Source organism: Streptomyces vastus, from assembly GCF_039532825.1.
GTDB classification, from domain to species: domain Bacteria; phylum Actinomycetota; class Actinomycetes; order Streptomycetales; family Streptomycetaceae; genus Streptomyces; species Streptomyces vastus.
Genome location: NZ_BAAASJ010000072.1, coordinates 187,934 through 213,829, shown reverse-complemented (window position 1 = coordinate 213,829; position 25,896 = coordinate 187,934). Strand labels below are relative to the sequence as shown.

General features: G+C 68.5%; 34 protein-coding genes and 5 tRNA genes. 11 read left to right on the top strand and 28 right to left on the bottom strand.

Annotation, left to right across the window (positions count from 1 at the left end; translation table 11 throughout):
• Window positions 1–850: 850 nt before the first annotated feature.
• Window positions 851–922, bottom strand: a tRNA-Val gene (locus ABD357_RS27270).
• A 68-nt stretch (window positions 923–990) separates the two neighbouring features.
• Complete coding sequence (locus ABD357_RS27265; protein WP_344393646.1) at window positions 991–1,425, bottom strand: TIGR02611 family protein; 435 nt, start codon at window positions 1,423–1,425, stop codon at window positions 991–993.
• A gap of 191 nt (window positions 1,426–1,616) precedes the next feature.
• Between ABD357_RS27265 and ABD357_RS27260 the strand changes: the two genes are divergently transcribed.
• Both ABD357_RS27260 and ABD357_RS27255 read left to right on the top strand, forming a co-directional pair.
• Window positions 1,617–2,030 (top strand): SsgA family sporulation/cell division regulator, encoded by a 414-nt coding sequence (locus ABD357_RS27260; RefSeq protein ID WP_003959770.1) that lies wholly within the window; start codon window positions 1,617–1,619, stop codon window positions 2,028–2,030.
• Window positions 2,031–2,368: 338 nt separating this feature from the next.
• Window positions 2,369–2,926 carry a CGNR zinc finger domain-containing protein gene (locus ABD357_RS27255; RefSeq protein ID WP_344393645.1) on the top strand — a complete coding sequence of 186 codons (558 nt, stop codon included), beginning with the start codon at window positions 2,369–2,371 and terminating at the stop codon, window positions 2,924–2,926.
• A gap of 41 nt (window positions 2,927–2,967) precedes the next feature.
• Here the strand turns inward: ABD357_RS27255 and ABD357_RS27250 are convergent, their stop codons facing one another.
• Window positions 2,968–3,120 (bottom strand): hypothetical protein, encoded by a 153-nt coding sequence (locus ABD357_RS27250; RefSeq protein ID WP_344393644.1) that lies wholly within the window; start codon window positions 3,118–3,120, stop codon window positions 2,968–2,970.
• Between the two features lie 221 nt (window positions 3,121–3,341).
• On the bottom strand, window positions 3,342–3,797 hold the full coding sequence (locus ABD357_RS27245) for a hypothetical protein (RefSeq protein WP_344393642.1): 456 nt from the start codon (window positions 3,795–3,797) through the stop codon (window positions 3,342–3,344).
• 242 nt (window positions 3,798–4,039) lie between these two features.
• Here ABD357_RS27245 and ABD357_RS27240 point away from each other — a divergent pair, with 242 nt between their 5' ends.
• Window positions 4,040–4,564 carry a DsbA family protein gene (locus ABD357_RS27240; protein ID WP_344393641.1) on the top strand — a complete coding sequence of 175 codons (525 nt, stop codon included), beginning with the start codon at window positions 4,040–4,042 and terminating at the stop codon, window positions 4,562–4,564.
• 29 nt (window positions 4,565–4,593) lie between these two features.
• On the opposite strand, the gene ABD357_RS27235 is transcribed toward ABD357_RS27240, so the two are convergent.
• From ABD357_RS27235 to ABD357_RS27225, 3 genes are all read right to left on the bottom strand, one after another.
• The gene (locus tag ABD357_RS27235; RefSeq protein WP_344393640.1) at window positions 4,594–5,343 is read right to left on the bottom strand and encodes a GNAT family N-acetyltransferase; all 750 of its coding nucleotides are present in this window, start codon (window positions 5,341–5,343) and stop codon (window positions 4,594–4,596) included.
• Window positions 5,344–5,407: 64 nt separating this feature from the next.
• Window positions 5,408–6,229 (bottom strand): aminotransferase class IV, encoded by an 822-nt coding sequence (locus ABD357_RS27230; RefSeq protein WP_344393639.1) that lies wholly within the window; start codon window positions 6,227–6,229, stop codon window positions 5,408–5,410.
• On the bottom strand, window positions 6,226–7,287 hold the full coding sequence (locus ABD357_RS27225) for a chorismate-binding protein (protein ID WP_344393638.1): 1,062 nt from the start codon (window positions 7,285–7,287) through the stop codon (window positions 6,226–6,228). The genes ABD357_RS27230 and ABD357_RS27225 overlap by 4 nt, the downstream gene beginning before the upstream one ends.
• A gap of 156 nt (window positions 7,288–7,443) precedes the next feature.
• Between ABD357_RS27225 and ABD357_RS27220 the strand changes: the two genes are divergently transcribed.
• From ABD357_RS27220 to ABD357_RS27210, 3 genes are all read left to right on the top strand, one after another.
• Window positions 7,444–7,516: transfer RNA gene (locus ABD357_RS27220), tRNA-Gly, on the top strand.
• A 38-nt stretch (window positions 7,517–7,554) separates the two neighbouring features.
• Window positions 7,555–7,628 (top strand) — tRNA-Cys (locus ABD357_RS27215).
• 1 nt (window position 7,629) lies between these two features.
• Window positions 7,630–7,701, top strand: a tRNA-Val gene (locus ABD357_RS27210).
• Window positions 7,702–7,770: 69 nt separating this feature from the next.
• Here ABD357_RS27210 and ABD357_RS27205 read toward each other — a convergent pair.
• The 13 genes from ABD357_RS27205 to ABD357_RS27145 all read right to left on the bottom strand — a co-directional run bounded on the left by ABD357_RS27205 (window position 7,771) and on the right by ABD357_RS27145 (window position 14,706).
• Window positions 7,771–8,937: a site-specific integrase gene (locus tag ABD357_RS27205; RefSeq protein ID WP_344393637.1), complete on the bottom strand. Its 1,167-nt coding sequence runs from the start codon at window positions 8,935–8,937 to the stop codon at window positions 7,771–7,773.
• A complete protein-coding gene (locus ABD357_RS27200; RefSeq protein WP_344393636.1) occupies window positions 8,934–9,152 on the bottom strand; it encodes a helix-turn-helix domain-containing protein in 219 nt (72 codons plus the stop codon). The genes ABD357_RS27205 and ABD357_RS27200 overlap by 4 nt, the downstream gene beginning before the upstream one ends.
• 2 nt (window positions 9,153–9,154) lie before the next feature.
• The gene (gene repSA, locus ABD357_RS27195) at window positions 9,155–10,534 is read right to left on the bottom strand and encodes a replication initiator protein RepSA (RefSeq protein WP_344393635.1); all 1,380 of its coding nucleotides are present in this window, start codon (window positions 10,532–10,534) and stop codon (window positions 9,155–9,157) included.
• Window positions 10,531–10,779 (bottom strand): hypothetical protein, encoded by a 249-nt coding sequence (locus ABD357_RS27190; protein WP_344393634.1) that lies wholly within the window; start codon window positions 10,777–10,779, stop codon window positions 10,531–10,533. Before ABD357_RS27190 ends, repSA begins: the two co-directional genes overlap by 4 nt.
• Entirely contained in the window at window positions 10,776–10,973 is a 198-nt protein-coding gene (locus tag ABD357_RS27185) for a hypothetical protein (RefSeq protein ID WP_344393633.1), read from the bottom strand. Before ABD357_RS27185 ends, ABD357_RS27190 begins: the two co-directional genes overlap by 4 nt.
• A gap of 93 nt (window positions 10,974–11,066) precedes the next feature.
• On the bottom strand, window positions 11,067–11,402 hold the full coding sequence (locus ABD357_RS27180) for a SpdD-like protein (protein WP_344393632.1): 336 nt from the start codon (window positions 11,400–11,402) through the stop codon (window positions 11,067–11,069).
• Window positions 11,403–11,427: 25 nt separating this feature from the next.
• On the bottom strand, window positions 11,428–11,583 hold the full coding sequence (locus tag ABD357_RS27175; protein WP_344393631.1) for a hypothetical protein: 156 nt from the start codon (window positions 11,581–11,583) through the stop codon (window positions 11,428–11,430).
• Between the two features lie 14 nt (window positions 11,584–11,597).
• A complete protein-coding gene (locus tag ABD357_RS27170; protein ID WP_344393630.1) occupies window positions 11,598–11,789 on the bottom strand; it encodes a mobile element transfer protein in 192 nt (63 codons plus the stop codon).
• A 20-nt stretch (window positions 11,790–11,809) separates the two neighbouring features.
• Complete coding sequence (locus tag ABD357_RS27165; RefSeq protein ID WP_344393629.1) at window positions 11,810–12,472, bottom strand: DUF2637 domain-containing protein; 663 nt, start codon at window positions 12,470–12,472, stop codon at window positions 11,810–11,812.
• Window positions 12,473–12,548: 76 nt separating this feature from the next.
• On the bottom strand, window positions 12,549–12,722 hold the full coding sequence (locus tag ABD357_RS27160; RefSeq protein WP_344393628.1) for a hypothetical protein: 174 nt from the start codon (window positions 12,720–12,722) through the stop codon (window positions 12,549–12,551).
• Between the two features lie 2 nt (window positions 12,723–12,724).
• Complete coding sequence (locus ABD357_RS27155; protein WP_344393627.1) at window positions 12,725–12,925, bottom strand: hypothetical protein; 201 nt, start codon at window positions 12,923–12,925, stop codon at window positions 12,725–12,727.
• 84 nt (window positions 12,926–13,009) lie between these two features.
• The gene (locus tag ABD357_RS27150; RefSeq protein WP_344393626.1) at window positions 13,010–14,347 is read right to left on the bottom strand and encodes an FtsK/SpoIIIE domain-containing protein; all 1,338 of its coding nucleotides are present in this window, start codon (window positions 14,345–14,347) and stop codon (window positions 13,010–13,012) included.
• Between the two features lie 2 nt (window positions 14,348–14,349).
• On the bottom strand, window positions 14,350–14,706 hold the full coding sequence (locus tag ABD357_RS27145; protein ID WP_344393625.1) for an SCO3933 family regulatory protein: 357 nt from the start codon (window positions 14,704–14,706) through the stop codon (window positions 14,350–14,352).
• 341 nt (window positions 14,707–15,047) lie between these two features.
• Between ABD357_RS27145 and ABD357_RS27140 the strand changes: the two genes are divergently transcribed.
• The gene (locus tag ABD357_RS27140; protein ID WP_486389232.1) at window positions 15,048–16,178 is read left to right on the top strand and encodes a helix-turn-helix domain-containing protein; all 1,131 of its coding nucleotides are present in this window, start codon (window positions 15,048–15,050) and stop codon (window positions 16,176–16,178) included.
• Here ABD357_RS27140 and ABD357_RS27135 read toward each other — a convergent pair.
• The 3 genes from ABD357_RS27135 to ABD357_RS27125 form a co-directional block, all read right to left on the bottom strand.
• Window positions 16,162–16,956, bottom strand: a complete 795-nt coding sequence (locus ABD357_RS27135) for an NUDIX domain-containing protein (protein WP_344393624.1) — start codon at window positions 16,954–16,956, stop codon at window positions 16,162–16,164. The two genes, ABD357_RS27140 and ABD357_RS27135, sit on opposite strands and share 17 nt — an antisense overlap.
• A 99-nt stretch (window positions 16,957–17,055) precedes the next feature.
• Window positions 17,056–17,976: a nuclease-related domain-containing protein gene (locus tag ABD357_RS27130; protein ID WP_344393623.1), complete on the bottom strand. Its 921-nt coding sequence runs from the start codon at window positions 17,974–17,976 to the stop codon at window positions 17,056–17,058.
• 744 nt (window positions 17,977–18,720) lie between these two features.
• On the bottom strand, window positions 18,721–18,915 hold the full coding sequence (locus ABD357_RS27125) for a hypothetical protein (RefSeq protein ID WP_344393621.1): 195 nt from the start codon (window positions 18,913–18,915) through the stop codon (window positions 18,721–18,723).
• Between the two features lie 160 nt (window positions 18,916–19,075).
• Here ABD357_RS27125 and ABD357_RS27120 point away from each other — a divergent pair, with 160 nt between their 5' ends.
• From ABD357_RS27120 to ABD357_RS27110, 3 genes are all read left to right on the top strand, one after another.
• On the top strand, window positions 19,076–19,669 hold the full coding sequence (locus ABD357_RS27120; RefSeq protein ID WP_344393620.1) for a hypothetical protein: 594 nt from the start codon (window positions 19,076–19,078) through the stop codon (window positions 19,667–19,669).
• A 330-nt stretch (window positions 19,670–19,999) separates the two neighbouring features.
• Window positions 20,000–20,455, top strand: a complete 456-nt coding sequence (locus ABD357_RS27115) for a DUF4760 domain-containing protein (protein WP_344393619.1) — start codon at window positions 20,000–20,002, stop codon at window positions 20,453–20,455.
• Window positions 20,456–21,040: 585 nt separating this feature from the next.
• A tRNA-Val gene (locus tag ABD357_RS27110) sits at window positions 21,041–21,115 on the top strand.
• 63 nt (window positions 21,116–21,178) lie between these two features.
• Here the strand turns inward: ABD357_RS27110 and ABD357_RS27105 are convergent.
• The 4 genes from ABD357_RS27105 to ABD357_RS27090 form a co-directional block, all read right to left on the bottom strand.
• The gene (locus tag ABD357_RS27105) at window positions 21,179–21,463 is read right to left on the bottom strand and encodes a TFIIB-type zinc ribbon-containing protein (RefSeq protein ID WP_344393618.1); all 285 of its coding nucleotides are present in this window, start codon (window positions 21,461–21,463) and stop codon (window positions 21,179–21,181) included.
• Window positions 21,464–21,536: 73 nt separating this feature from the next.
• Complete coding sequence (locus ABD357_RS27100) at window positions 21,537–22,487, bottom strand: phosphotransferase family protein (protein WP_344393617.1); 951 nt, start codon at window positions 22,485–22,487, stop codon at window positions 21,537–21,539.
• Window positions 22,488–22,781: 294 nt separating this feature from the next.
• Entirely contained in the window at window positions 22,782–22,991 is a 210-nt protein-coding gene (locus ABD357_RS27095) for a hypothetical protein (RefSeq protein WP_344393616.1), read from the bottom strand.
• Between the two features lie 244 nt (window positions 22,992–23,235).
• A complete protein-coding gene (locus tag ABD357_RS27090; RefSeq protein ID WP_033324869.1) occupies window positions 23,236–23,511 on the bottom strand; it encodes a hypothetical protein in 276 nt (91 codons plus the stop codon).
• A 196-nt stretch (window positions 23,512–23,707) separates the two neighbouring features.
• Here ABD357_RS27090 and ABD357_RS27085 point away from each other — a divergent pair, with 196 nt between their 5' ends.
• Window positions 23,708–25,027 carry a serine/threonine-protein kinase gene (locus tag ABD357_RS27085; protein WP_344393657.1) on the top strand — a complete coding sequence of 440 codons (1,320 nt, stop codon included), beginning with the start codon at window positions 23,708–23,710 and terminating at the stop codon, window positions 25,025–25,027.
• Here the strand turns inward: ABD357_RS27085 and ABD357_RS27080 are convergent.
• Complete coding sequence (locus tag ABD357_RS27080) at window positions 25,018–25,836, bottom strand: TrmH family RNA methyltransferase (RefSeq protein WP_344393615.1); 819 nt, start codon at window positions 25,834–25,836, stop codon at window positions 25,018–25,020. The two genes, ABD357_RS27085 and ABD357_RS27080, sit on opposite strands and share 10 nt — an antisense overlap.
• Window positions 25,837–25,896 lie beyond the last annotated feature (60 nt).

Sequence of the window (25,896 nt, the reverse complement as noted above, 5' to 3'; positions counted from 1 at the left end):
GGGTGGGGTGGGGTGGGGTGGGGTGGGGTGGGGTCGACCGGCCGAACGACGGGTGACTTGCGGAAGTTGGGGTCCATGGGGAGGGAGGTTCTGGGCGCGGACGGGGAGTTGACGGTTGGTCGAGATGTGTCGAGGGAGGTGACGGGTCGTCGAGAAGGGGCGAGGAGGATGACGGGCAGGCGAGCACGCGTGGGCGGGCAAGCACTCGGTGCCCTGGCGGAGGGGTCTGCGCGCCGCATTGGGCCGGCTGTCCGCGGGACGGGGAGCCCGTACGCCACGGCCGGGGCCAAGGCGGGGGTCCGGGCCGCACAGCGGACCCTGGAAGCGATGAGGGCCGACGCGGGCCATGCCGTGGCTCCGCGCGACGGAGCCCACGGCGCACGTCCAAGTGCTGCTCGGGCGCATCACGGGCGGGAGCCGTAGGACCTGGTCAGAGCCTTGCGGGACGGCGCGGCCCGGGAGCGTCCGCCGCGTTCGCCGCCTCGGGCGACGTCAGGGCCGTACGAGCTGGACTGTGGCTGCTGAACGCTCCACTGGAAATGCGGCTCGCAGCCGCGGGTCCGTATCGCGGCTGGCCACTCCCCCACGCTCGGCTTCGCTCGAGCGGGTGACCCCGTGAGCGGGGCCCCTCCCGGCGCCCGGAGGAACGTACGCCTCTGCGCGCCCCGCCCCGTCCGGTGAGGGCTCGACCTGGTCGACCTTGGGACGCTACGTGAACGAAGGCGCTCACCTCGGCGGAGCCTTGGGGACGCGGGTGGCGAAGCCCCCGCCGCGCGCGGCGAAGCCGCACAAAAACGACGAGGGCGACCCGTTCCGCGCCTTCCGCGGACATGGGTCGCCCTCGCACTCGTGGGCGATACTGGGATCGAACCAGTGACCTCTTCGGTGTGAACGAAGCGCTCTCCCGCTGAGCTAATCGCCCGGACGTAGGAAAACATTACCCCATGTCAGGGCGTGCTTCCGACCGCCCGCCGAGCACGCGGAGCCCCGCTACTCCTTGATCTTCCACGGCATCACGAAGCCGAACCGATAGAGGTAGATCCCGGCCAGCACCCCGATGATCACCAGACCGATCGTCGTCAGGATGATGTTGCGTCTGCGCACTTTGGGATCGAGTGCACGCTGTGTCGCTTCGGTGACCTTGCGCTTCGTCCAGCGGAGCACCAGCTGCGCCCAGACGAACTCGGTGGCCCAGATCGCCATGCCGCCGAAGATCACCAGCCAGCCCGGCCCGGGCAGTGGCAGCATGATCACGCCGGCCACCACGACCGCGAGGCCCACCACGAACACGCCCACCTGCCAGCTCAGGTGCAACATGCGTCGCGCTTTGATGAATTCCGGCGCACGAGAACCAAGCGCCGACTCGCCTTTCGTCTCATCGGCCGCCACGACGGCCTCCCCCGTTTCGTCACTCCCCGTATTCATACGGCCAAACCCTACCGGACAGAAACCAGTCACTGGAATGGTCGTAGTCGACGAACGCACACTCGGCCGGATGAGCTACCTAAAGACACGCAAAACACTCAGAGGGGTTTACAACGGCACCGTAGGTGGCATGTCGATTTCGCCGACGTGCGAATCCCCGAGCGCACACTGAGCGAAAGGCCCTGGCGCTTATGAACACCACGGTCAGCTGCGAGCTGCACCTGCGCCTCGTTGTGTCGAGCGAGTCCTCACTGCCTGTTCCCGCAGGACTGCGGTATGACACGGCCGATCCCTACGCCGTGCACGCCACCTTCCACACCGGAGCCGAGGAAACCGTCGAGTGGGTGTTCGCCCGCGATCTCCTCGCCGAGGGACTGCACCGGCCCACCGGCACGGGCGACGTCCGTGTCTGGCCGTCCCGCAGTCACGGTCAGGGCGTCGTATGCATCGCCCTGAGCTCCCCCGAGGGCGAGGCTCTGCTCGAGGCCCCGGCGCGGGCCCTGGAGTCGTTCCTGAAGCGAACGGACGCTGCCGTTCCCCCGGGCACGGAGCACCGCCATTTCGATCTCGACACGGAGCTCTCCCACATCCTGGCCGAGAGCTAGGCCGAGGCTCCGCACAAGCCGCCCGGCGCCGTCCACTCGGGGAGACGGCACGGGCTCGAGCCGCCCCATACGGTATACACCGGCGCCGTCGCCGCGGACTCCGCGGAGGCGGCGTCTACGTGCGTGCTCCCGACATGGACAACGCATGCCCACCCCAAGTGCGACACGACGCCTACGTGCCCCCGGCCACGGCCGAACGTACGCTCTACACCAGGACGCGGACCAGCTTGCCCACCGACCGTTCGGCATGGATGGCGCCGAATCCCCCGATTCACGGAGCCGCTAGCATCGGCCAGCATCGGCGGGCGCCCGCCCGACCCCAGGCCAGGGAGCGAAACGTGCTGATCACCCACGACACCCGGTGCGCCCTCGACATCGTGGTCGATCTGGTGAACACCGCACCGGAGGACGACACGGCGGACGGGCTCGCGAGCGTCGCGGATCTGGACGAGTTCGTACGCAAGCACGACATCAGCGAAGTCGGGTCACTGTCCGAGCTCGATCTCACGGCTGTACGGAAGATCCGCGGCCGGTTCTGCGGGATCTTCGCGGCACCCGATGCCCGGGCCGCCGCCGTGCTGATCAACGAGCTGGTCGCCGCGGCCGGCACCACGCCACGGCTCACCGATCACGACGGCTACGACTGGCATGTGCACTACTTCGCGCCTGGTGCGTCCGTCGCTGATCACCTCGCCGCCGACTGCGGGATGGCGCTGGCGTTCTTCGTGGTGGCCGGCGAACAGGACCGGCTGCGACGCTGCGAGGCGCCCGACTGCCGGCACGCCTTCGTGGACCTCTCCCGCAACCGCTCCCGCCGCTACTGCGACAGCCGGACCTGCGGAAACCGTCTGCATGTGGCCGCCTACAGGGCGCGACGCAAGGAAGCGGCGGGCTGACGGAGTCCTCGGCGGGTGGCGCCAGGGACTCCGCGTACGGCTCAGAGCAGCAGCAGATCGTGCAGCGAAGCCATGAGCAGCAGACAGCCGATCACCGCAAGGAAGATCATCAGCGGTGGCTGGGAAAGTGCGAAGAGACAACCTCGCCGCTCCCCTTCGGGCGCGGCGGTGTCGCTCTGTGTTGTGTCCAGCATCTCGCGGGCGATGATGACGCAGCTGAGGCCCGCGACGCGATCAACACGCCCGAAAAATGGGGGAGTTAGCCGAAATCCGTGATGTGACGGTCCAGTATCTGGGATAGACCGCCTCAACGCCGATTCCGGCGTGCGTCCCGGAGTGGATTCCTCCGCGCACCGCACGGCTCGCAGTCGGCTCACTGTGTCGTTTCAGAGCGGCATACGCCGTGCTCACGGCGTCATATGCCGTGCTTCTTCAGGATGGCTTCGATGTCGCTGAAGTCGTCCCCGGACTCGGCGCCGCGGGGCTTGGCCTTGCTCTTGGACTCGGGACGGGTCGCCGGGCTCGTCGACGGACCCAGGGAGGGCGCCGAGGCCGAAGGCGCCATCGCGTCACGCTTCGCGGCACGGGCCGCCCTGCGCTCCTTGCGGGTCCCACCGCCGCGCCGCTCCACGGCCCGCGTGGTCGTGAACAGCAGCCACGAGGCGCCGAGCACGCCGAAGCCCGCCCAGGCCACCGGGCTGAAGGCGGTGTCGGCCGCCCATTCGACGGCCCCGGTCATCACCAAGCCGAGGGGCACCAACGAGTACGCCGCAAGGCGAGCCGCCGCGAGGAAACGCTTGCGATACGCGGTGACCGCGGCGATACCCAGGCCTGCCGCGGCGACGGCGGAACAGACGGTCTCGGCAATCATCCGGTCCTCCAGGGCAGAGCTCGCACGGGCAGGGTCGCTTCGTCCCTTCCATCCTGCACCGCATCGTGCCCGGTATGCCATGGTCCGGGCAGACCTCAGGGACATCTCCGGGTCGGGTCCTCCTCAGGGCCCGGTACCTCCGTACGCTGGACGGTCCCCCGTAGGGTCTCGCCCCGGCCGCGGTTTGGGCCTCCTCAGCCACGGTTTGGGCCTCCTCGGCCACGGCTGGGAGACTGGTGTGCATGAGCGACTCCACCCCGCCGCAGCCCGCCGTCCCCGTCCTGGACGTCTGGTGCGAACTCCAGTGCCCCGACTGCCGTAGCGCCCTCGACGACCTGCGCGCGCTGCGCGCCCGCTACGGCGACCGGCTGGAGCTGCGGCTGCGGCACTTCCCGCTGGAGAAGCACAAGCACGCCTTCGCGGCCGCGCAGGCCGCCGAGGAGGCCGCGGAACAGGGCCAGGCCTGGCCGTACGTCGAGGCGGTGCTGGGCCGGGTCGAGGAGCTGAACCGTAAGGGAGAACCCTTCCTGGTCGAGGTGGCCCGTGAACTCGGTCTGGACGCCGAGGAGTTCGACACGGCCCTGATCGACGGCCGCCACATCCTGATCGTCGACGCCGACCAGGCCGAGGGCAAGGCCATCGGCGTGACCGGCACGCCGACGTACGTCATCGACGGCGAGCGCCTCGACGGCGGCAAGAGCCAGAAGGGGCTGCGCGAGCGCATCGAGGAGATCGTGGACCGGCTGCTGGCCGGACAGCGGGACTGACCCCCACGGCAGGTTCCTGCCATGGGCCTCTACAGCAGGTCTTTGCTGAGGAGGTAGGTGATCGTCTCGTAGCCGAGTGACTCACAGAGCCGCTCGGCCGGGGTGTTCCCCGCGGGGACGTTCATACGGATCCCGGTCCGTCCGGCGGCGATCGCCTGCGCCTCCGCCAGCAGCATCAACGTACGGCCGTGTCCTCGGCGGCGGTACCGCTCGTCGGTCTCCACGTCGAGGACGAACGCCATCCCCTCCCGCGCCCCCAGACACAGCATGCCCACCGGTGTCCCCTCGTGTTCCAGGACGCTGGACGTCATGGCCTCGGGGGCGAGCCCAGCCGGCAGCGAAGTGGCATGGTCCTGCCCGTACTTGGCGCGTGCCTCGGCCTCTGCCATCGGCCGGCCCCGGCTGCCTGCGGGCAGTGCGGGAGGAGCGCCGCCGAGCCGCTTCTCCATGGTGCGGTCGCGCGGCACGTAACCGAGCGCCGTGGCCAGCCGCAGCGCAGGCTCGGCGGTACCAGGCACCGGCACCTCGATCCGCCGGCAGCCCCAGCCGCGCGCCACCTCTTCGGCAGCGAGCGCGGCCACTGTGCCGCGCCCCCGCCGGCGGTCCGGCTCGTCGATCCCCAGCTCCCGGATCTGCGCGACCGACGGCCCGGAGAGGGGGTGGGTCGCAAGGTGTATCGCACCGACGGGCCGGCTGTTCACGCAGACCCTGTAGTGGCGTGACAGCGCCCCGTCGGCTTCGTGCTGAAGCGGCTCGGTCGGCCGCAGGGTGGTGGTCATCAGGGATGTTGTACCCACCGTGGAATACCGGCGTCAGCCGAATGTGCTCGGCCATGGGCGGCATTCACGGATCGAGGTCGTCGCCCGCCCGCTCGTCGAAGGTCCGCATGGCCTTGGCGGTCACCGGCCCGGGCGTGCCCGGGAGCTCGCGTGCGTCGACCCGGTTCACGGCCTGTACGTCGCGCAGGGTCGAGGTCAGGAAGATCTCCTCCGCCCGCTCCAGGACGTCCAGCGCCAGGTCGGTCTCCTTGGCGCCGGTCCACTCGACGGTGAGCGCGCGTGTGATGCCCGCGAGGCAGCCGGAGGCGATCGGCGGGGTGTGGATCTCGCCGTCGAGGACCACGAAGACATTGGACCCGGTGCCCTCGCACAGCTGCCCCACGGTGTTCGCGAACAGCGCCTCGGTCGCGCCCTGTTCGCGCGCGCGGGCGAGGGCGACGACGTTCTCGGCGTACGACGTGGTCTTGAGGCCTGTGAGCGCGCCGCGTTCGTTGCGGGTCCACGGCACGGTGATCGCGGCGGTGGAGTCGGCGCGCCGACTGGTCTCGCCCACGGCGACGACGAGGGTCGGACCGTGCTCGCCGCGATCTGAACCGAGCGGGGAAAGACCCCCGGTGTATGTGATCCGCAGGCGGCCCAGCGGCATCGGGTTGGCGTCCAGGACGGCAGCGCAGGCCCGGCGCACCTCGTCCAGGTCGGGCTCTGGCAGCCCGAGGCCGCGCGCCGAGCGGGCCAGCCGCTCGAGATGGCGGGTGAGCGCGAACGGCCGGCCGTCGATCGCCTTGACGGTCTCGAAGATGCCGTCGCCCACGGTCAGTCCGTGATCGAGGACGGAGACACGGGCCGACTCGATGTCCCGCAGCCCACCGTCGAGCCAGAGCTTCACGTGAGGGTCCCTCCACTTGAGTCGTACGCCCCTGACGCTACAGCCAGCAGTCGGGCGGCTTTCAGCTCGGTCTCCCGCCACTCGAGCTCGGGGTCGGACCCCCAGGTGATACCCGCGCCGGAGCCGAAGCGCAGCACTGCCGCGGCCCTTCCGTGCTCGGCGGACCGGTCCATCCAGAACGTACGGATACCGACGGCCAGTTCTCCGGTCCCGCGGTCGGCGTCCACCCAGCCGATGCCGCCGCAGTACGGGCCCCGGGGCGCGGTCTCCAGGTCGTCGATGATCCGCAGGGCACTGGATTTGGGGGCGCCGGTGACGGAGCCGGGCGGAAACGTCGCCTCCAGCAGCTCCGGCCAGCCCGCGTCGTCGCGCAGTTCGCCGCACACGGTCGAGACGAGGTGGACGAGGCCCGGGTGCTTCTCGACGACGCACAGGTCGGGCACGGTCACCGACCCGGTGGCGCAGACGCGCCCGAAGTCGTTGCGGACCAGGTCCACGATCATCACGTTCTCGGCGTAGTCCTTCTCCAGAAGGTCGGCCTCGGTGCGTCCGGTGCCCTTGATCGGGCCCGACTCGACGAACCGCCCGCCGCGGCGCAGAAAGAGTTCGGGGGACGCGGTGGCCAGTTCGACGCCGTGGTCGCGGAGGCGGATCGTTCCGGCATACGGTGCCGGGTTGCCGCGGGCGAGCAGCGCGGTGAGCGCGTCCACGTCGGCGTCCGGAGCGACCGGTGCGGACAGGATCCGGCAGAGGTTCGCCTGGTAGACCTCGCCGGCCGCTATGTGCTCGCGGATGCGGCGCACGCCCGCCGTGTACGCGGCGCGGTCGAGCGACGACGTCCAGTCATCGCTCGCGGGCCCCCGCCACTCCCCCGGCACCGGCGCGGGCACCGGCTGATGGCGTACGTCACGGAAGCGGGCGCACACCAGGCGCCCCTCGAAGTCCGCCGTGACGGCCCAGAAGCCACTCGATTCCAGGGCCGCGGGGTCACTCGTGACGTCACGGAGGCCGGTCGCGACGAGAGGGCCGAAGCGGGCGAGAGCTGGGAGGTCGTGCACAGGTGCGAGTCTATGGCGGGCGCTGAGCGGGTGCTCCGGCCGTGTCGTCCGGCGGGCGCACCGCAGCACGCTGCACAAACGCGTTTTTGTACTGGCCCCGGAATCCGCTAGAGTTCAACACGTCACCGACCCGCGCGAGCGAGGCGGAAAAGACAAGCGGACGTAGCTCAGTTGGTAGAGCGCAACCTTGCCAAGGTTGAGGTCGCCAGTTCGAACCTGGTCGTCCGCTCGCAGGAAGTGGGGGATCTTCCCTTACCCCACGCCCCTGGTGGAGTGGCCGAGAGGCGAGGCAACGGCCTGCAAAGCCGTCTACACGGGTTCAAATCCCGTCTCCACCTCCAAGGACGATTAGCTCAGCGGGAGAGCGCTTCCCTGACACGGAAGAGGTCACTGGTTCAATCCCAGTATCGTCCACACAGGCCAGAGGCCGTTTCCCGATATGGGAGACGGCCTCTGGCGCGTAGCGAGTGACTGTCTGCGTGACTACCGATCCTCGCCGCCCTCAAAGATGCGGTCCATGGTCACCGCTCCCGTCTGGATCACCGGGCGGATCTGCTTCCGGTAGACCTTCTCTGTGACCGCCGTACTGGAGTGGCCCACGAGCCGAGAGATCTCCTCCAGTGGTACGCCGTTGTCGGAGAGCAAGGACACGAAACTGTGCCGGAGCTCGCGAGGCGTCCAGTGCGCCGGGTCGAGACCATCCACCGCAGCAAGGACACGTCGATAGGTCCGCCGGACATTGGCCGCATCGAGCTCTGTGCCAACTGCGGACGTGAAGACGAGGCCCTTCTCGTTCCACTGCTCCCCCGCCTTCTCACGCTGCCGATCCTGCGTTTTCTGCTGCTCGGTCAGCGCCTCCACACAGCGAGCAGGCAGCGCGAGCGTGCGCCGTGACTTCCTGGTCTTGGTGTCCCCGCTGGCACGGACCGAGCGCCAGACGGCGATGTGCGGCGGGATCGGGGGATCCGCGTCCGGGGTTCCTTCGAGGTCCACGTGATCCCACGTGAGTGGGCGCAGTTCCTCCGTCCGACCTCCGGTGAGGAGAGACAACACGATGTAGGCGTGCAGCGGCGTGTCAGCGGCAGCGTCCAGCACCGCCTCAGCCTGCGCGAGAGTGAGCGCTTTGGACGGACGCCCCTCCTGGCCGGTCGGGACGGAGCACAGCTCAACGACGTTGCGCTTCACCTTGTCCCGCACCATGGCCCGTTTGACCGCGCGGTTCAGGCACGAGCGAATCACTTGCAGCGTGCTCGTACTGAGCGCCTTGGCCTTGTCAGCCAGCCACTTGTCCACCTCGTCGGCGGTCAAGTCGCGGAGCTTCCGGGCTCCAAGCGCCGGAATGATGTGCCGCCGACAGAGGGTTGTGTACTTGGCCACGGTCGCCCGGTCCAATCCCGCCAAGCCGTAGGCGAGCCAGTCATCAACAGCGTGCTTGACCGTGTAGCCGGAGGGCGCGATGGCGAGGCCGTCTTCGTAGTCCCGGATCACCTCCTTCAACTTGGCTTTGGCCTCAGTCTTGGTCCGGCCACTGCCCCGCTTGACGATCCGCTTTCCTCGCCCGTCATAGCCTAGGCTGACCGTTGCAATCCAGCGTTGGCGCTTGTCGTCCCAGTGAAGGCCGCCGTCTCCCCTGCTACGCCGCTTCGTCACTGGTCGCCCCCCGCTTCGCGTTCGAGGAGTGCGACGTACTCGCGGATCGCCGAGGCAGGGATACGGCGGGCACGCCCTTGCCTCACGGCGCGAAGGCGCCCGGCGCGGATCTGTTCATAGATCACGGTGCGGCTGAGGCTGAGCGCCTTCATGGCGTCTTCGACCCGGTAGAGGACAGGCTCGCCAGCGAGACCATGCTCAACGGCGGTAGCCATGCTCACCACTCCCCCGTGCCGTCGTGCAGGGCTTCGCGGGCGGTTTCGCGGTTGAGCTGGAGATCGCGGGCGATGGTCGCGGCGAGGGCGGATTCTCCGGGGGTGTGGCCGTGTCCGGCGTACTCCCAGGAGGCGAGTACGAGCACGGTGTCCGGCTCGGTGTCGTCGAGGCCGAGCGCTTCGCGTTCTTGCGTGGCGCGGTAGTCGGCTCGGGTCTGCCGGAGCGTGCCGAGGGTGGTGGAGTAGCGACGGGACTTGGAGGAGAAGTGCCCGCGGAAGCCGAGCATGTGGGCCCAGGCGCGCAGCCGCCGGTCCGGGTAGAGCGGTTCGAGGTCAAAGCAGGCGTCTATGAGGCGGCGGGCATGGTCAGGCACGCCGAGCAGTACGGGCGCCTCCCGGTTGCCGATCGGCCGGTCCAGAGTGCCGGTGTTCTCGGCCGCTTTGGTGGCGTACTTGGCGACGTAGGAGGCCACCGCCTGCTCCGTGAGGTCGGAGCCGTCGCCGAACGCCTTCACCGGCCGGATGTCGAGCTGGGTGCCCCACTGGAGGGTACGGGCCGGTTGATCCCCGGCGGCGGGCACAGTGACCGAGGCGTACCGATGGACGGCAGCAGCTCGGATCGCTGCGTCGAGCAGTTCCACGGTGGCCCAGGACGGCGGCGGATCGTCGGGGCCGTCCGGTCCGTCGAGGCGGATCACGGCGTGGAAGTGGACGGCGCCGCGCTTTTGGAACTCGGCGACCTTGCCGTACGAGACCCGTGCGGTGTCGGCGAGTTCGCGTTGGGTGATCCCGGCGCGGGCGGCGATCTCCCGGCGCAGCCGCTTGACGAAGCGGTGCCACAGGTCCCCGGCGTGGTTGTTGAACAGCACCGCGCCCGCGTAGTCGTAGGTGGCCGGGTCGAGGGCGGTGCCGAGGGCGGGATCGTCCTCGGTGTGCCGGATGCCGCAGCGGCAGGGGCGGTTGCCGGGCCGGTTGTGGACCGGGCCGAACGAGGGAGCGGTGAAGGTGGCGAAAACGCGGGGACGCTCGCGCACCGTGGCAGAGATTTCGTAACGGTCGTCTCCCGCGAGCCCGGCCCGTATGAGGTGGTAGGTGTCCCCGGCGTACGTCCAGGCGCAAGACAGGCAGCGAGAGGCGCGGCGGTTGCCACACGCGATGCGCAGGCGTCCGCCCGGCTCATGCTCGGTGCTGTAGCGGTGCAGCGTCTCACCCGTCGCCTTGTCCTTGGTCAGGGTCCAGCCGGTCAGGTGGATCGGGTCGGCGCAGCCGCCGGTGCGCTTGATCTGCTCTTGCCAGCGGTCGAAGCCCGGCGACCCGGCCACCTTCAGCGCGTCGGCGAGGGTGGTCGGGTCCAGGCCCGCGATGGTCGCGGCATCGGTCATGCGGCACCCTCCGTGGTACGCGCGGCCAGCTCATCCAGGACGTTGGCGGCTTTCTCGGCGGCCGTGGCCAGAGTGCGCAGGGCATCGGCGGTACCGAGATCGGCGATGAAGACCACATCCACGTCGCCGTCGCCAACTCGGAGGCTGACGAACGGGGCCGGGGAGGTGTGATTGACGCCGTCAAAGATGCGGATCACGGTCTCGGTGCCCGGCTGAAGGTGGGCCGTGGTGGTGAGCGTGTTCACGCGGCCACCTCCCACTCCGCGGTGCTGCGGCGGGGGCGCCGGGGCATGGTGCCCAGGCCGTGGCACTTCCAGCAGTGCACGGTGATCGTGCGCAGGTGGCCGTTGCGGTCCCGTCCGCCGAGAGAAACGGCGGCAGAGGCGAAGCCGTCGCAGTCCGGGCAGATACGGGCCGGGGCAGGGGCGCGGTCAGTCATGATGAAGGTTCCTTCCGGTTGAGAGATCGGATAGGGGCACGGCTTCCGGGGCGGCGCGATGCTTGGCGGTTTCGAGACCGCCCCGGGGGCCGGTCAGCGTCGGGTGGCGTCGCTGGTGATCAGGGAGCGGATGACCAGGGCGCAGATGGCGAGCGAGGCGCCGGTGATGGCCACGGCCAGCAGCATGGAGACCAGGACCGCGCCGACGACCAGAACCACGGCGACACCGGCACCGGCCACCGCCGCGACGCCGCCGGGCGTGAGCTGAACGGCGGGCCGGGACGGCTCCGGGGCCACAGGCGCGGGGGTGTGGTGCGAGCAGCCGCAGGGGGCCGACGCGGCCGTGTGGTGCTCGATGGCGGTCGGGGTGACCACCGGCACGAGGTCACCGGTCGGGGTGGGGTTGACCGGGATGCGGGGCTGGAACATGGGGTGAACTCCCTTCTGTGTGGGGTTACTTGGTGGCGGTGTCGATGGCCGGGGCAAGGAAGCTGTCGGCCAGCAGGTAGCCGCCGATCAGCAGGACGATCACGAGCCAGAGCGGCGGGCGGACCAGCTTGATGCCGACCAGGCCGACGCAGGCGATGAAGAACCACAGCGGCACGGACATGACTTGATCTCCCATCAGCGGACCGGGCAGCGGTGGCCCTGGGCGGCGATCATGGCGGGGCTGACGTCGTCGTACTCGACGCCCCAGCCGCAGTTCTCAGCCGCGCAGGCGGCGACGTACTTGATCTGTCCCTGGCGTCCGTGGGCAGTGCCGACGGTGACCTTGCCGACGCGGTGCAGCTCGCGCCATATCTGGTAGAGGCCCATGAGTGGTGCTCCTTTCGGAATCAGGTGAGTTGGGATGCGATCGCGTCCGCCATCGGCGCAGGGACGCCGAGACGAGCGCGCAGGGTGTCGGTGTCGATCCGGGATCCGGTCCGCGCCTGGTGGTCGTCGGCGACCTTGCGGGCATGCGCGACCAGCGCGGCCGGAACCGGCGGAGCCGGATCGGGAGTAGCGGCAGGCAGAGCCGGAGCCTCTTCAGCGACCGGTGAGGGCTGCGGGGTGGCGTCCGGTTCGATGCGCTCGACTTCAGGTGCGGGGGCCGGGGCTGCGGGCGCCGGCGGAACCGGCACCCGGTCCCCGGCCGACTTCGGTGAGTGCGCCAGGAGCGTGCCGCCGAGGAAGGCCAGCGCGGGCCACCCGGCAACCAGGATGCGCAGCCAGTCCGGTACCTCGTTCAGATTGAGGAGTCCGGCGGTGGCGACGTTCGCGCCGAGCGAGGCCACCAGGGCGATCAAAAACCAGCTCCAGGCCAGCCGCGACCGGCCATCGGTACGCAGCCGTCGCCACGCGGCCACCAGCAGCAGGTCCACGCTGATCGGGTAGGCCCAGGCCTTCCAGCCGTCTTGCCCGGCGGCTGCCGCCAGGTCGTGCAGGTGGGCGAAGGACAAGGCCCCGGCAATCACGGCCTGCACGAGCACGGCGTCCGGGCGGAACGGGCGGCTCATCTCTTCACCTCCTTCAGGGAGTTGGGCCAGGAGCGGGGCGGGGAGCGGTGTCCGGCCGCCCCGTCCCTGGCGGGGTTCAGTCGGTGGCTTCGCCGGAGCCGAAGCAGGCCAGGCAGATGCCGGTCTGCTGGCCGACGACGCGTTGCTTGCGGCCGACCCGGACCGAGCGGGTGACTTCGCCGGTGCCGTCGCACGGCTGGCACTTCTTCGACGGCGGGGGCTTGCGGGCGGGACGCTTGCGCGTGGCCACGGTCACCACCCCTGGCCGGGGTACTCGGGGCCCTCGTCGGTGCCGGGCGGGATGAGGCCGGGCGGCGGCTCCGGCAGCGAGGTGGCCAGCGCACCGCCGACCACGTCCGCGAAGTCCCAATCGGCGCCAGGGCATTCGGCGTACAGGGCCAGCGCGCCGAGCATCAGCACGGTGCGGTGGAAGTCCTCGCAGTGCTCGCACATGAGAGGCGTTCTCCTTCTTCGGGCATGGCTCGGGTAGGGATCTGGCGCGAGACGGTCACGCCGACCGGTCGATCGAGGTGGGGTTCAGGCGGCTTCGGCCACCGCAGGCGCCTCGATGGGCGCGTCATCCAGCACGGGCCGGAAGCGGGCCAACTCCGGCAGCTCCGGGGTCAGATCGGCGTGCCGGTTACATGCGGACACGGCTTGCCGCATCGAGGTGTGCGGGCTGCGGATGCGGGTCCATTCGCCGGTGGAGTAGCCGACCACGGCCATGCCCCGGCGCGTGTTGGGGATCTGCGTGGCGGCGAACACCGCGTGCGGGGAGATGTCCCCGAAGGCCATCTTGGCGGTGGATTCGTCGTTGACGCGGTGCACGGTCCGGCCGGTCAACTGGGCGCGCAGCATGGTGATGCCGTCGCCGAGTTCGGAGCCGAAGCGTTGCCCGTAGATGTCCAGGAAGATCCCGGCAGCCCGGCCGAGCTGAGCGAGGCGGACCAGGGCGGTGATGATCCGGTCCCGGCGCCGGTCGTTCTTCTTGGTGCTCAAGGCGAGTTCGGCGATCTCATCGATCGTCACCACGATCGGCACCGGCCGCAGCACCTCGGGCAGGTCCCAGATGTTCGCGGCGATCTCCGCATCCGGGGTATCCGCGCTGATGCGCTGCTCTCGGCGGATCACGTCGTAGGTGCCTTCCATCCGCGCCACGAGCGCTTCAAGGAGATCGGCCGCATCGTCGGGGTTGTCGGCCAGTGCCGACAGGCGCCGGGCGAACGGGCTCAGTTCGATCTTCTTGCAGTCGATACCGACCAGCGCCACCGGCTGCGCAGCGAGTTCTTTGATCACGGTGCGCTGGAAGACGGACTTGCCGGACTGCGTGGCGCCGACCGTCACCGAGTGCGGCACCTCCCGGTAATCGCGGTAGTGGACGCTGCCGTCCTCCACCAACGCCACCGGGATCTTCAGCAGGCCACGGCCGGTCTTGGCGGGCATCTGCACTCGCTTGAGCACGTCATAGCCGGTCAGCGTGATCTCGACGACGCCCGGCTTGATCTCGCGTGAGGTGACCTGGTGGACGCCGAAGGAGTGCCGCAGCCGGTCAGCGGCGGCGGAGAACTCGAACGCGTCCTGGCCGGGCCACATCTTGATCCGCAGCCGGACACCGGTCCGTGTCGGCTTGATCCACAGCAGGCGGGGCACCCGCTGCTGCGGGACCGGCCGCTTGGACCAGCGGGCCAGCGCCAGCCGCCACCGGGAGGCCGGAACGGTCAGGTGACAGGCGTCCATCACAGCCGCATACCGCAGCCGTATGCGCAGCACGCTGAACGCGATGCCGAAGGTCAGCCAGTACCAGGCGGGGCGGCGCCACTTCAGCAGCAGCGCCAACCCGGCCACGACCGCGACGGCGATCAGTACCCGCGTCATGATCAGGCCGCCTTGGACTTCGACGCGGTCTCCACCAGCGAGGTGACCGCGACCGCACGGAAGCTGATGCCGTGCCGCTTCTGGCCGTTGAACTCGTTCTCCCACGGCCGGGCGATCAGGCCGGTCAGCGCGACCGGGGTACCCATGACCAGTTCACCGGAAATGCCGGTCTCGGGGACCGCCACGCTCAGGATCTCGGCGTTGCCGTCCATGACGAACATGACGTCGACCGTCCACAGGGTCGCGCCGGTCTCGCGGTCGGTGGCGACCTCACCGGTCTGCCGGTTCGCGATCTTCTTCTGCGGAGGCTGGGCCACCATCACAGCGGCGGTGGAGGTGTCAACGGGAATCTGACGCATGATGGAACTCCCTTTTCCGAGGGGCGGGAGCGGCGGACTACTTGGCGGTGGGTCGCCGCTCCCGTGTGTTGTCGGTCTTGGTCCGTAGACAGACAGCCACGGACGCTCGCGCTTCTAACTGGTGCGCACCAATAGAGTCCATCTGGTGCGCACCAGATGTCAAGCCCTGTCGCGATCCGGCTTCTCAACTCGCCTTCCTGCGACCCTTCTAGGCAACCGCGTGTGCCAACGATCCGGTAGCCAACAGGGGTTAACGCGGTTTGGGTTAACCCCTGACGACCTGCGCCGATGTGAGGCATGCTGCTGTTACAGCTCAGGACTCACATGCAGGGCGGTTGCACGTGACGAACGGACTACGGGCGGCGAGGAACGCGCGCGAGTGGTCGCAAGAGCGGCTGATCCGAGAGATCGAGCGGTACGCGCGGCAACACATGCTCACGATCGCGTCCACGGCCAGCCTTCGCGTCTACGTCTCGGAGTGGGAGAACGGCAGGCGCCCCATCACAGAGCGGTACGCAAAGATCCTCCGGGCATTGCTCGGCATCACCGACGACGAGCTGTATGGCAGTCACACTGCACCCGCGCTCCCCGAGGCTGACGGGTACGACGAGTTGGTGAGCCGGATCGACGCAGCCCGGAGCGTCAGTCTCACCATGGTGAACACGTTCATGGACCAGACCGAGCTACTGCGTACCGTCGATCGCCAGATGGGGGCGGCCGGTCTCGTGGACCAGATGACCGGGCATCTGTCGACGCTCGAAGATGCGTTGACCTTTGCGGTGCTCCCCGACACGCGACGGCCCGTAGCTCAGGCGCTCGCCGGAGCTGCGACGCTCGCCGCATGGCAGGCCCTCGATGTCGGAGCCGTTGAACGAGCGTGGCGGCACTACGAGTTAGGCAAGCGTGCGGCCAAGGAAGCCGAAGCTCCCATGTACCTCGCGCACGCCACGGCTGAGCAGGCATACGTGCTCTGCGACGCGGGTCGCCCGGCCGTAGCGGTCGAGCTGATCAGGGAGGCCCAAACGGCCGGCGGGAAGGCGATGTCTCCCCGGCTCCGGGCATGGCTGTACGCGGCCGAGGCCGAGATCTGTGCCAAGGCTGGCCTTCCCGACGACTGCCGCCGAGCGCTGGATCGAGCGTTGCAATGCCTGCCGCCAGGTGAGGAGGCTCGCGACCCGGACATGTTGAGCATCTTCCTGAATGGAGGTCACCTGAGCCGGTGGCGGGGCAATGCCCTTGCGCTGCTTGGCGACGACGACGCGGTGGACAACCTGTACGTAGCCCTTGACGCCGTAGACCCGACGTTCATCCGAGCAACAGCCGGGCTTCGGTGCGATCTTGCCCAAGCTCATCTGGCCCGTGGTGAGTACGACCAGGCGACCGAGCATCTGAGGCAAGCGCGACTTCTCGCGAACCGCACTGGTTCAGTCCGTCACCGGCGCCGGATCGAGCAGCTCACGCAGCGGTTGTAGGGGACTTCCCAGCAGCTCGTGAGGCGAGCACGTGAAGAAGCGCAACGAGGGTCCCAGAGCCCATCAGGTCCCCGCGCGCCATGAGCCCAGGGATGTCGGCGATCGGCACCCACGCCACCTGTCCGGCCTCTTCGAGGTCCGTTGGGTCCCCGACGTGCTTAGCACCACGGCCTACGTAGATTTCGTGCGGCGAGTCGACCATGCCGACCATGGGCTGATAGGTGACCACGTGATTCAAATCGTCGGGGCGCCAGCCGGTCTCTTCCTCGACCTCACGGGCTGCAGCCGCGGCGGGAGCTTCACCCTCGTCGACGATGCCACCGGGCAACTCCCAGCCGAAGGAGTCGGGCACGAAGCGGTAGCGCCAGAGCATCAGGACTCGATCCTGATCATCGAGAACCGCGGCGATCGCCACATGGTGTAGCCGTACTACGTGATGCTCGAACCGTTCCACGCCGGGCGGCTCGACATCGACCAGCCCGAGCTTCACCCACCGGTTGTCATAGAGGGTCCGTTCGCCATGGATCTGCCACGGCTCCAAGCCTGTCGGTGTCTCCACCGAAACGGCATGTCCGGGCACCCGGTACGAGCTTCGCCCGTGTACTTCCACGACACCTTCGAGCGCGAGGCGCCCCAGGACGACGCGCAGTTGAGTGCGTCCGATATCGAGGTCTTCGATCAGCTTGCGCTCGGAGGGGAGCTTGGACCCAGGCGGGTACTTGCCCGTTGAGATCCATTCGCGAATCGTGCGGTCAACCCGCGCCGACTTCGTTTCCATCCGTTGAGCACACTCCCCGATGTCATCATCTGGCCTGCACCAGCGTAGCCGCCGGATCTGTCAGAGGGCAGGGACGATCAGTCAACCGACGCTGATCACTCAGGCTCGCAGCCAGGCGCGCCGGTGCCGTGCGACGGCATAGACCTGCTCGATCTGGTCCAGGGTGAGCTTTCCCGAGAGGGGGCCAAGCGCCGACACCTCACGCTCTTGGTAGATCCGGACGGTGTACTGCGTGGCAGCGCGGTGCATGGAGGCGATGCCGACGAAGACGAGGACCGGCTCTACAGGGACGGTGAATCCGCAGTACCGCTCCAACACTCGTTGGGCGTAAGCGGCTTCCGCCTTACTGGCGACCGCGTACGGGACCGGTTGGCCACCGTTGACCTTGGCCATATCGTCGCCGACCCAGACCGAAGCACCTTGATGATGCTTGGTGTTGATGCTGAACACACCACCCGGACCGATCAGCAAGTGATCAATGTCCCCACCGTTGCCCTTGGGTACGCCGTGCAGAACCCGCCAGCCTTGGGCAGAGAGGCGTTGCAGCTCTCGTCCCACGCGCTGCTCACCTTCGAGCCCGGCATACCAGCTATCCCACTCCGAGGAACGCCGCAGCATCTTCGCCCAGAACCGCTGAACGGACGACGGGCCCCGAGCAGCGATCGCCTCCAGCACCGCTGCGCCCGGGCGGTTCTCCGCCAAGTCATCGGCGACAGTCAAGTCCGGCAACTTCGCGGGCTGATCACGGCGAGGCGGACTCAACGGCTCGGGGTGCCGAGGAGTCTTCACAGACGCCGTTCCGGAAGCCATGGCGGACTGTGACGGGCCAGGACGCACGGTCGCTGAGTCGCCGAGATGCTCGCGCAAGAGAGCCACGGCCTCACTCTGGTACTGCCGCACCTTGATCGTGATCACCTTTGTCGACCGGTCCGCCCACGCCACGGCAGTCCCATCCGGGAGGTTCACATAGAGCCGATCCTTACCGTGTCGCTTCCACGGATTCACCGTGAGATCGCTCATTGGCCCGCCCCCAAGTGTGTGCCGTCCGCAGACACATGGCAGCAGCCGACCGTAGGCCCAGCAAGAGCGCCTTGCGGCCAAACTTTCCCTACTTCATCAAGGCTCGCTTCGCTCGCGGCTGCTGCTACAGCCGCGAGCGCTGACCACCTCAGACACGGAGCAACATCCCACGGTCACGCGGGAGAGACCGCAGTGCACCGCCGCCACGATCCGACCTCTGGAGGGGGAACACTTCAGTACCTGTTGCCTCGCAACTGCGGGCCGATCCCACCAGCCACACCCACACCCGCACCGCCTGACAGGGTCAGGTCGATCATTGATCGAGGGCCGCGCACGCGCGGCGGCGCCGGTCGGCCGGCGCCGCCCCGCCTCCATGTCTCCGCCACCGGCTGGGCACCGCCGTCCGCCCGTCGCCACTCGCAGCGGCCAAATACAGCACTGGGCATGGTGAGCTGAGGAGACTGCCGCACAGCAGGTCACAGACGCTTTGTGCTACCGAACGAGGCCGGATCGTGGCGGCGGTGCACTGCGGTCTCTCCCGCCTCCATGGTCGTTGCCCCGTGGCTGAGGCGGTCGGCTCCACGGCTTTAGACAGCCACTTTGGGGCGAGCCTCGAAGATCATGGCCCCAACGTCGTGCTTTAACGGGCAGGTCCACAGACTGCCCGACTCGCCGGAAGCTTACGGGGCCATGATCACTCGCCCCAAAGCAGCTCCAGTCCAAAGCCGTTCCGCCGACCGGTTGTCAGGGCTTACGCCGGAGAGTGACCACCGCCAAGGCAAGCGCGATCGGGGTGCCCAGCACGGGTCGGAGGAGCACGAGGACGAAGACCAGTAGTGCAGCTCCGCCGAGCAGAAGATGCTTCCTGTTTCGTCGGACGAAGCTCTTGAACTGATCAACGAGCGCGGCGCACCTTCGCCGTATGCTGAGTACGGGCATAGGACCTCCTTGGTCTGAGCTCTTTCACCACTGACGGCTTCCTGTTGGCGCAGGGAGCCGTCACTCGTGTGGCCAGCTCCGCCGTCGAAGTCCATACTCAGGCACAGCACTGACAGGTAAGCGCTTTCTATCGGGTTAGGCGTCCACGTAGAGTGGACGGGTGAGCCCAGAAGCTGCGGAAAATTCTTCGGTCAGCCAACCGCCCAAGTACACCTTCGACCCTGCTCGCCCGTGGCCGTGGGTGTCGTACGAGGATCCCGCGTGGCCTCTCGAACCCTGGGACGTGATGGATCACGAGGATCTTGCGGACGCCACAGTTCGCTTTGCCATCCGTCTACTCAGCGGTTCAACAGAGGGCATGTCTGTGTGTGAGGCGGCAGCTCTGGTGGAAGACGCGGCTAAGCGCGTCGCAGCCGACGTGGTAGCTGAAGCCCGCACCCAGCGGTACTCGTGGGGGCGTATCGCGGCACAGTTTGGAGTCGGCAGGACGGCAGTGCAGAAGCGGTTTGGCAGGTGGCCGAGCCCGGAGCGAGCCCGGACGCTGGAAGATCAGTACGTCAGGATGGGGCACTTTCTGAAGGGTGCCGAGCTAAACCCAGATATGAACGAAGACGAATACATGGCTCGCGTCATCCAGGAAGCCCGTGAGACCCGCAGTCGCTGCATTCGTCGTCGCAGAGGTCACGTGATCAACCCGCTGGACCGGTTCCACAAGGTTGTGACGTCGCGTCGAGGTCAGGATCAGTCGAAGTAAGTTGAGCAGAGTTGTCAAGAGCGTCCCCGACTGCTGACATCAACGCCTGACACGAACAGGCGCGAACGACGCCGGACAGCGCCGAACCTCAACGGCCAGCCTGGCGACATTCAGAGCGGGTTGACCGACGTCATCAAGCACCATGATCGACCTGATAGGGATGAGGCCAGACCTCAAAGCCTGATACCGCGCCGACGCCGTCCCCAACCGATGGGCGGCGCCCCCACCCGGCACGACTCGGTCATTGAGATTCTACCGACCTGGCGTCGAGGAGACCCGTCTGGCTGCTTGGGGCGAGCGATCACATGCTGGCCGTGTTCTACTCAAAAAATGGACTGGATTGCATTTGCGTCGATGTTGGTCGCAGTGGTGGCAGTCATGTATTCCGTTGCCATCTCGCGTTCTCAGCGAAAGCAGGAAAGACGCAATCTCTTCCTCTCCTTGAACGAGCAACTGATGCATCCGGACCTGCAGCGGGGGCGTACCCTGCTGCGGGACCTGATCAATGACACTCAGGACGCAAAGGATCTCTTCGACCGGCGGCAGGCTGAATACTGGGACATCTCGCAAGCCGTTGCCATGTTCGACTTGCTGGGTCTGTACGTGAAGCGCGATTACGTAGATGAGGATCTGGTGATGGCGGAGTGGGGAAAGACGCTAACTCTAGTCTATGAGAAACACGGAGAATCTTTTATCGAAGCGCGAGAAATTTCTCTTGGATGGCCTCCATATCCCCATTTCAAGACTCTTGCAGAGAATGCGAGAGCGAAGGGTAAAGGGCATTAGGCTGCCTAGTTCCCCGGCTGCTAGCAAGTGACAGCGGGACTGCGCTCGCATCACGCTGTGCGGGCAACTATGCGCAGCTCAGCACTCAAGACCGAAGAGGCGGCACGGTGTTCCTCGCATACGGCCCACCAGCTGTCGCCACCCTTGTCCTCAACGTGCACGCTCCACGCGGCGTCCGTGGGGCATGGCGCGTTCCAGGCACACTTCCCGAGGTGGGACCTCGTGCCTGCCTGGTGCCTGTCCGGTGTCCATCTGATCGGCGGCTCTACTAGCTCCATGCCCCCAGTGAAGAGGATGCAGGTCGACCACCGCAGTCGAATACGTGACGAAGTTCGACTGCGGTACAGCACGGAAGTACAGCAACCGCGGCAACCACAGACGACCGTCCCGAGCCAGCAGCACCCTGTTGACCAGGTTGAGCGACCTCAGCCCAGACCCGCCGGAGTGAGTGACTAACCGCGCGGGCTGAGTGACTAACTGCGTGACAACCGGCGCGCACAGCGGCGAACGTCCACGGACGTCAACGGATTTGCGGTGCAGGCCAGAGGCGTGTCAGTATCTCTCCACCGGCCGGACAGGCCGCCCGCGCGATTAGCTCAGCGGGAGAGCGCTTCCCTGACACGGAAGAGGTCACTGGTTCAATCCCAGTATCGCGCACCAGCCGAAGCCCCCGGCCGTCTCGTACGGCCGGGGGCTTCGTCGTGGCGCTCTCCTCGGACCTGGTCAGGAGGAGAAGAGCATGCGGCCGAAGCTCTTCTGGCGCTTGTGGCCGTAGTGACCGCCATGGCCGCCGTGCGGTGCGCCCCAGGCGGGTGCGGGAGCGGCCGGGTAGGCCTGCGGGGCCGCCGGGGGCGGCGGTGCGGGCTGCTGCCACTGGGACTCCAGGCGGGTCAGTGACTCCAGCTCCCCGTAGTCGAGAAAGATCCCGCGGCAGCCGCTGCACTGCTCGATCTGGACGCCATTGCGGTTGTACGTGTGCATCGGCGCACGGCACTTCGGACACTGCATGGTCGGCTCAACTCCTCGCCGGTCGGTACTGCTTCACCAGGACAGACACTGCCCGGCTTCGGTCGGTTGCACCCTACGTCGGGAAACCCGGAGCCAACTCCGGCGGGTGAGCTGCCATTCGGTCACAGGCGTCGATCACGGCCACCTCCACCTCGTCGAGCGCACGGCCGGCTGCCATCGCCTTCACAATCGCCAGAGCTCCGGTCTGGACGGTGAGGGCGCGGGCCGGGACGTCCAGGGCGGGCCAGGGATCGGTGTCCGCAGGGAGCGCGGGGCCCTCGGCCTTCTGGTACGCCGTCAGGAAGCGGGTCCATTCGTCGGGCGGGAGGAGTCCACAGGCGAACCAGGCGGCTGGGCGGGCCAGATCCCACGCGGGCTCGCCCAGTCCAAGGTCGTCGATGTCGATCAGCAGCCAGACGCCGTCCCGGTCGCGGACGAGCTGGCCCAGGTGGAGGTCACCGTGGCAGAGCGTGTGCGCGTACGCCATCGGGGCCTCGTTCTTCGCCCAGGCGGGGAGTACGGACCAGGCGCGCAGAACCGGTCCGGCGGCGGGGTGCGGGCCCGCCGACCGGAGCCGCTCGACGGCCCGGGCCACCTTCGCCGGACCGCGCATCGGCGGGAGCCGGGGCGGCAGTACGGCTCGAGGCGTCCGGTGGAGACGGGCGAGGAGGGTGGCGGCTTCCTCCCAGGGGGCGGCTTCGGGGGTTTCGGGGTCCACGGGGGTGCCGTACGGCCAGAACGTGACCAGCCGGCCGTGCAGTTCGGCAGCGCTCGCAGCGAGCGGCGCCAGGAGGACACCGTCGAGGGCCGGGTGCGCGGCGACGGCCATACGCGCCGCGAGCTCACCGGGGTCGGTGCCGGGGGCGTGCGCCTTCGCCACGGTGTCCGCATGCCGGACCACAATGCCGTCGGGCCGATCGGCCAGCACGGAGGAGGCGTCGGTGCCGCAGGCACAGACACTCGCACCCGGGTGCACCGCGGCGCGCACCTTCACGGTGAGGGTGGGCAGCACGTCTGCGGTCACTCGGGTCCCCCCTGAGGTCGTACGAAGCCGGGTCAACCCCGTGAGCGTACGCAGCCAGCCCAGGACATCGAACCGCAACCACCCACGACGGCCCTCGAACCGCAACCATCAATTGAGCAACCACAACGGCGAGCAACCAGGTACGCGAGAGCGGTGCCGGTTCAGGCACACAAAGGCGCCCGCGCAGCTCCCCAGCTGCGCGGGCGTCTGTGCCGTCCGCCGCACCCCCGTCCCCACGGGGTTTCATGGCCGGATGTCCCCGCCCGGACCGCTCTTCCGGGCCTGGGGCGCCGCTCAGCGCCCTAGCATCACGCCCACGGACGACGCTTGTGTGACCACTGCTTCCCAGCCGCCGAAGACGACCACGAGCAGGGTCGCCAGGGGGAGGACCATGGCCGTCGCCACCAAGGGGTGACGCTGGCCGGACCGGCGGGTACCGAACGCGGCGCTGTTCGCCCTGCGTCCCCGCGTGCGGATCACCGTCCGCGATGCCGTGTCCGCCATGGTCCCTCTCCTGACCTTCTGTTGATGAAGCTCTTGCTGTTGATGAAGCCCTTGTTGCTGATTGATCTCCTGCTGTCTGGCAGCGGCGGGTGGCTGACCTCGGGGGACGAGTGCTGCACCCGCCGCTTGACTTCAAATCTAGGTGGACGGGGCCCGTGGGGCGTCATGCCGTCGTATCGATTGCCGGGCCTCCCGGAGGATGACCGATCACCTGCGGAGTACTCCCCTGGGTGGAGACGAGGTCCTAGGTCTCGGGGTCTTCCCGGAGGGGACGTCCGGTCTGCCCCGTCTGTTCCGAGCTGTCCTCCCTGGGCACGGGCTGTTCGACCAGGGCCAGCACCCTGTTGGCCATGAACCGGGCCGTGCGGACCACCCCTCCACTGCGGGTGACTTCGCTCACTTCCACGACTCCTCGGCGGACCGCCGTCTCCACCCGGCGCCCCGCGCGGCTCGCCACCACCTCGTATGTGCGTGTCGTGTCGCCGGCGTCCACGACTATCTCCACTCGATCACCCTTCACGGGCCCAATCCCCCTTCTGCGACCGATGGTTGGGGATCCCGGCAGCCCAAAGCCGCTGAATTCGCCCGTCCCCTGACCACCTTTCAAGTTTCGCACCCGGCACTGACAATCGGCCGGGCCGCGAGGGCGCGGCCTCTGCGCGCGCCCGGCCACGGAAACGTAAGCTGTGCCACGTCAAACGGACCGGGCAGCGGGGATGGACATGGCGATGATGCGCCTGAGGCGCGAGGACCCGCGTGTCGTCGGCTCGTTCAAGATCCACCGACGGCTCGGCGCGGGTGGGATGGGCGTTGTCTATCTGGGCTCCGACCGGCGTGGCCAGCGAGTCGCACTGAAGGTGATCCGGCCGGATCTGGCGGAGGACCAGGAGTTCCGCTCTCGGTTCGCGCGCGAGGTGTCGGCGGCGCGGCGGATCCGGGGCGGGTGTACGGCCCGACTCGTCGCCGCGGATCTGGATGCGGACCGTCCGTGGTTCGCGACGCAGTACGTCCCCGGGCCCTCGCTGCACGACAAGGTCGCCGAGGAGGGGCCGCTCACCGCGGCCGAGATCGCGGCCGTAGGCGCCGCCCTCTCCGAGGGGCTCGTAGCCGTGCACGAGGCCGGTGTCGTGCACCGGGATCTCAAGCCGTCGAACATCCTGCTGTCCCCGAAGGGGCCACGCATCATCGACTTCGGCATCGCTTGGGCAACGGGGGCGAGCACGCTCACGCACGTCGGTACGGCAGTGGGGTCGCCCGGCTTCCTCGCGCCCGAGCAGGTGCGGGGTGCCACCGTCACGCCGGCCACGGACGTGTTCGCGCTTGGGGCCACGCTGGCGTATGCGGCGACCACCGACTCGCCCTTCGGGCACGGCAGTTCCGAAGTGATGCTCTACAGGGTGGTGCACGAGGAGGCGCAGCTGAAGGGCGTGCCGGACGCGCTGGCTCCTCTCGTACGGGCGTGTCTGGCGAAGGATCCGGAGGAGCGGCCCAGCACGCTTCAACTGTCGTTGCGGCTCAAGGAGATCGCGGCCCGCGAGGCACAGGGGCTGAGTGCCGCCCGGCCGCCCGCGCCGCGCGTGAGCGAGGCCGAGCGGCCGACGGGGCGGCTCACCGAGAACCACCCGGACCAGCGCACCCAGCGGCGTACGCAGGGCACTCCCCCGCCACCGCGGAACGGTACGCCGTCGCGGTCCGGGGCGCGGCCGGTGCCGTCGCGGGGCAACTCGACGCGCTCCGGCTCCGGCAGTCGGTCCGCGGCGCCGCGCAGTGGCTCCGGGCGTCCGGGGCCGCGGACCACCGGGGCGGGGCGGCGGCCCGCCAATCCGAGGTTGCTGCGGCAGCGGCTGTTCGTGTTCGTCGTGGTGACGCTGCTGGTGGCGCTCGGGATCGCGGCGGCGCAAGGTTGCCAGGGACCGGAGCGGGGGCTCGGCGGTGAGCAGCGGCAACTACAGCCCGTACAGCCGGAGTTCACCTCGCCGGACAGGCTGATGTCCGAGCGGTACGAGTCGACGATCGAGATGCGGCCTCAGGACTGAGGGCGCCCCGTCGCGACCGCGTAGAACGCGACCGCGGCGGCAGCCCCCACATTCAGCGAATCCACCCCGTGTGCCATCGGGATGCGGACCCATTCGTCCGCCGCCACCAGGGCCTGGGTGGACAGGCCGTCGCCCTCCGCGCCCAGCATCAGGGCGACCCGGTCCATCCGGTGCGGGGCCACCTCGTCGAGGCTCTTGGCCTTCTCGTCCGGAGTGAGCGCGAGGAGGGCGAAACCCGGCTCGCGGACCGTCTCCAGGCCCTTGGGCCAGGTGTCGAGACGCGCGTACGGGACGGAGAAGACCGCGCCCATGGAGACCTTCACGCTGCGGCGGTAGAGCGGGTCCGCGCAGTCCGGTGAGAGGAGGACCGCGTCCATGCCCAGGGCGGCGGCGGAGCGGAAGATCGCGCCGATGTTGGTGTGGTCGTTGACCGACTCCATGACGACCACCCTGCGGGCCGTCTGAAGCAGCTCGTCGGGGGTCGGCAGCGGTTTGCGCTGCATGGAGGCGAGGGCGCCGCGGTGCACGTGGTAGCCGGTGACCTGCTCGGCGAGTTCGGGGCTCACCGCGTACACCGGGGCGGGGAGCTCGTCGATGACGTCGCGCATGACGTCGACCCACTTGGCGGAGAGCAGCATCGAGCGCATCTCGTAACCGGCGTCCTTGGCCCGTCTGATGACCTTCTCGCCCTCGGCGATGAACAGGCCCTCGGCGGGCTCGCGCTTGCGGCGCAGCTCGACGTCGGTCAGGCCCGTGTAGTCGCGCAGGCGCGGGTCGTCGGGTTCCTCAACGGTGATGAGATCGGCCACAGGGTGATACTGCCTTGTCCTGGGTGCGGTGCCAACGGCTCGGACAGGGTTGGGTTACCC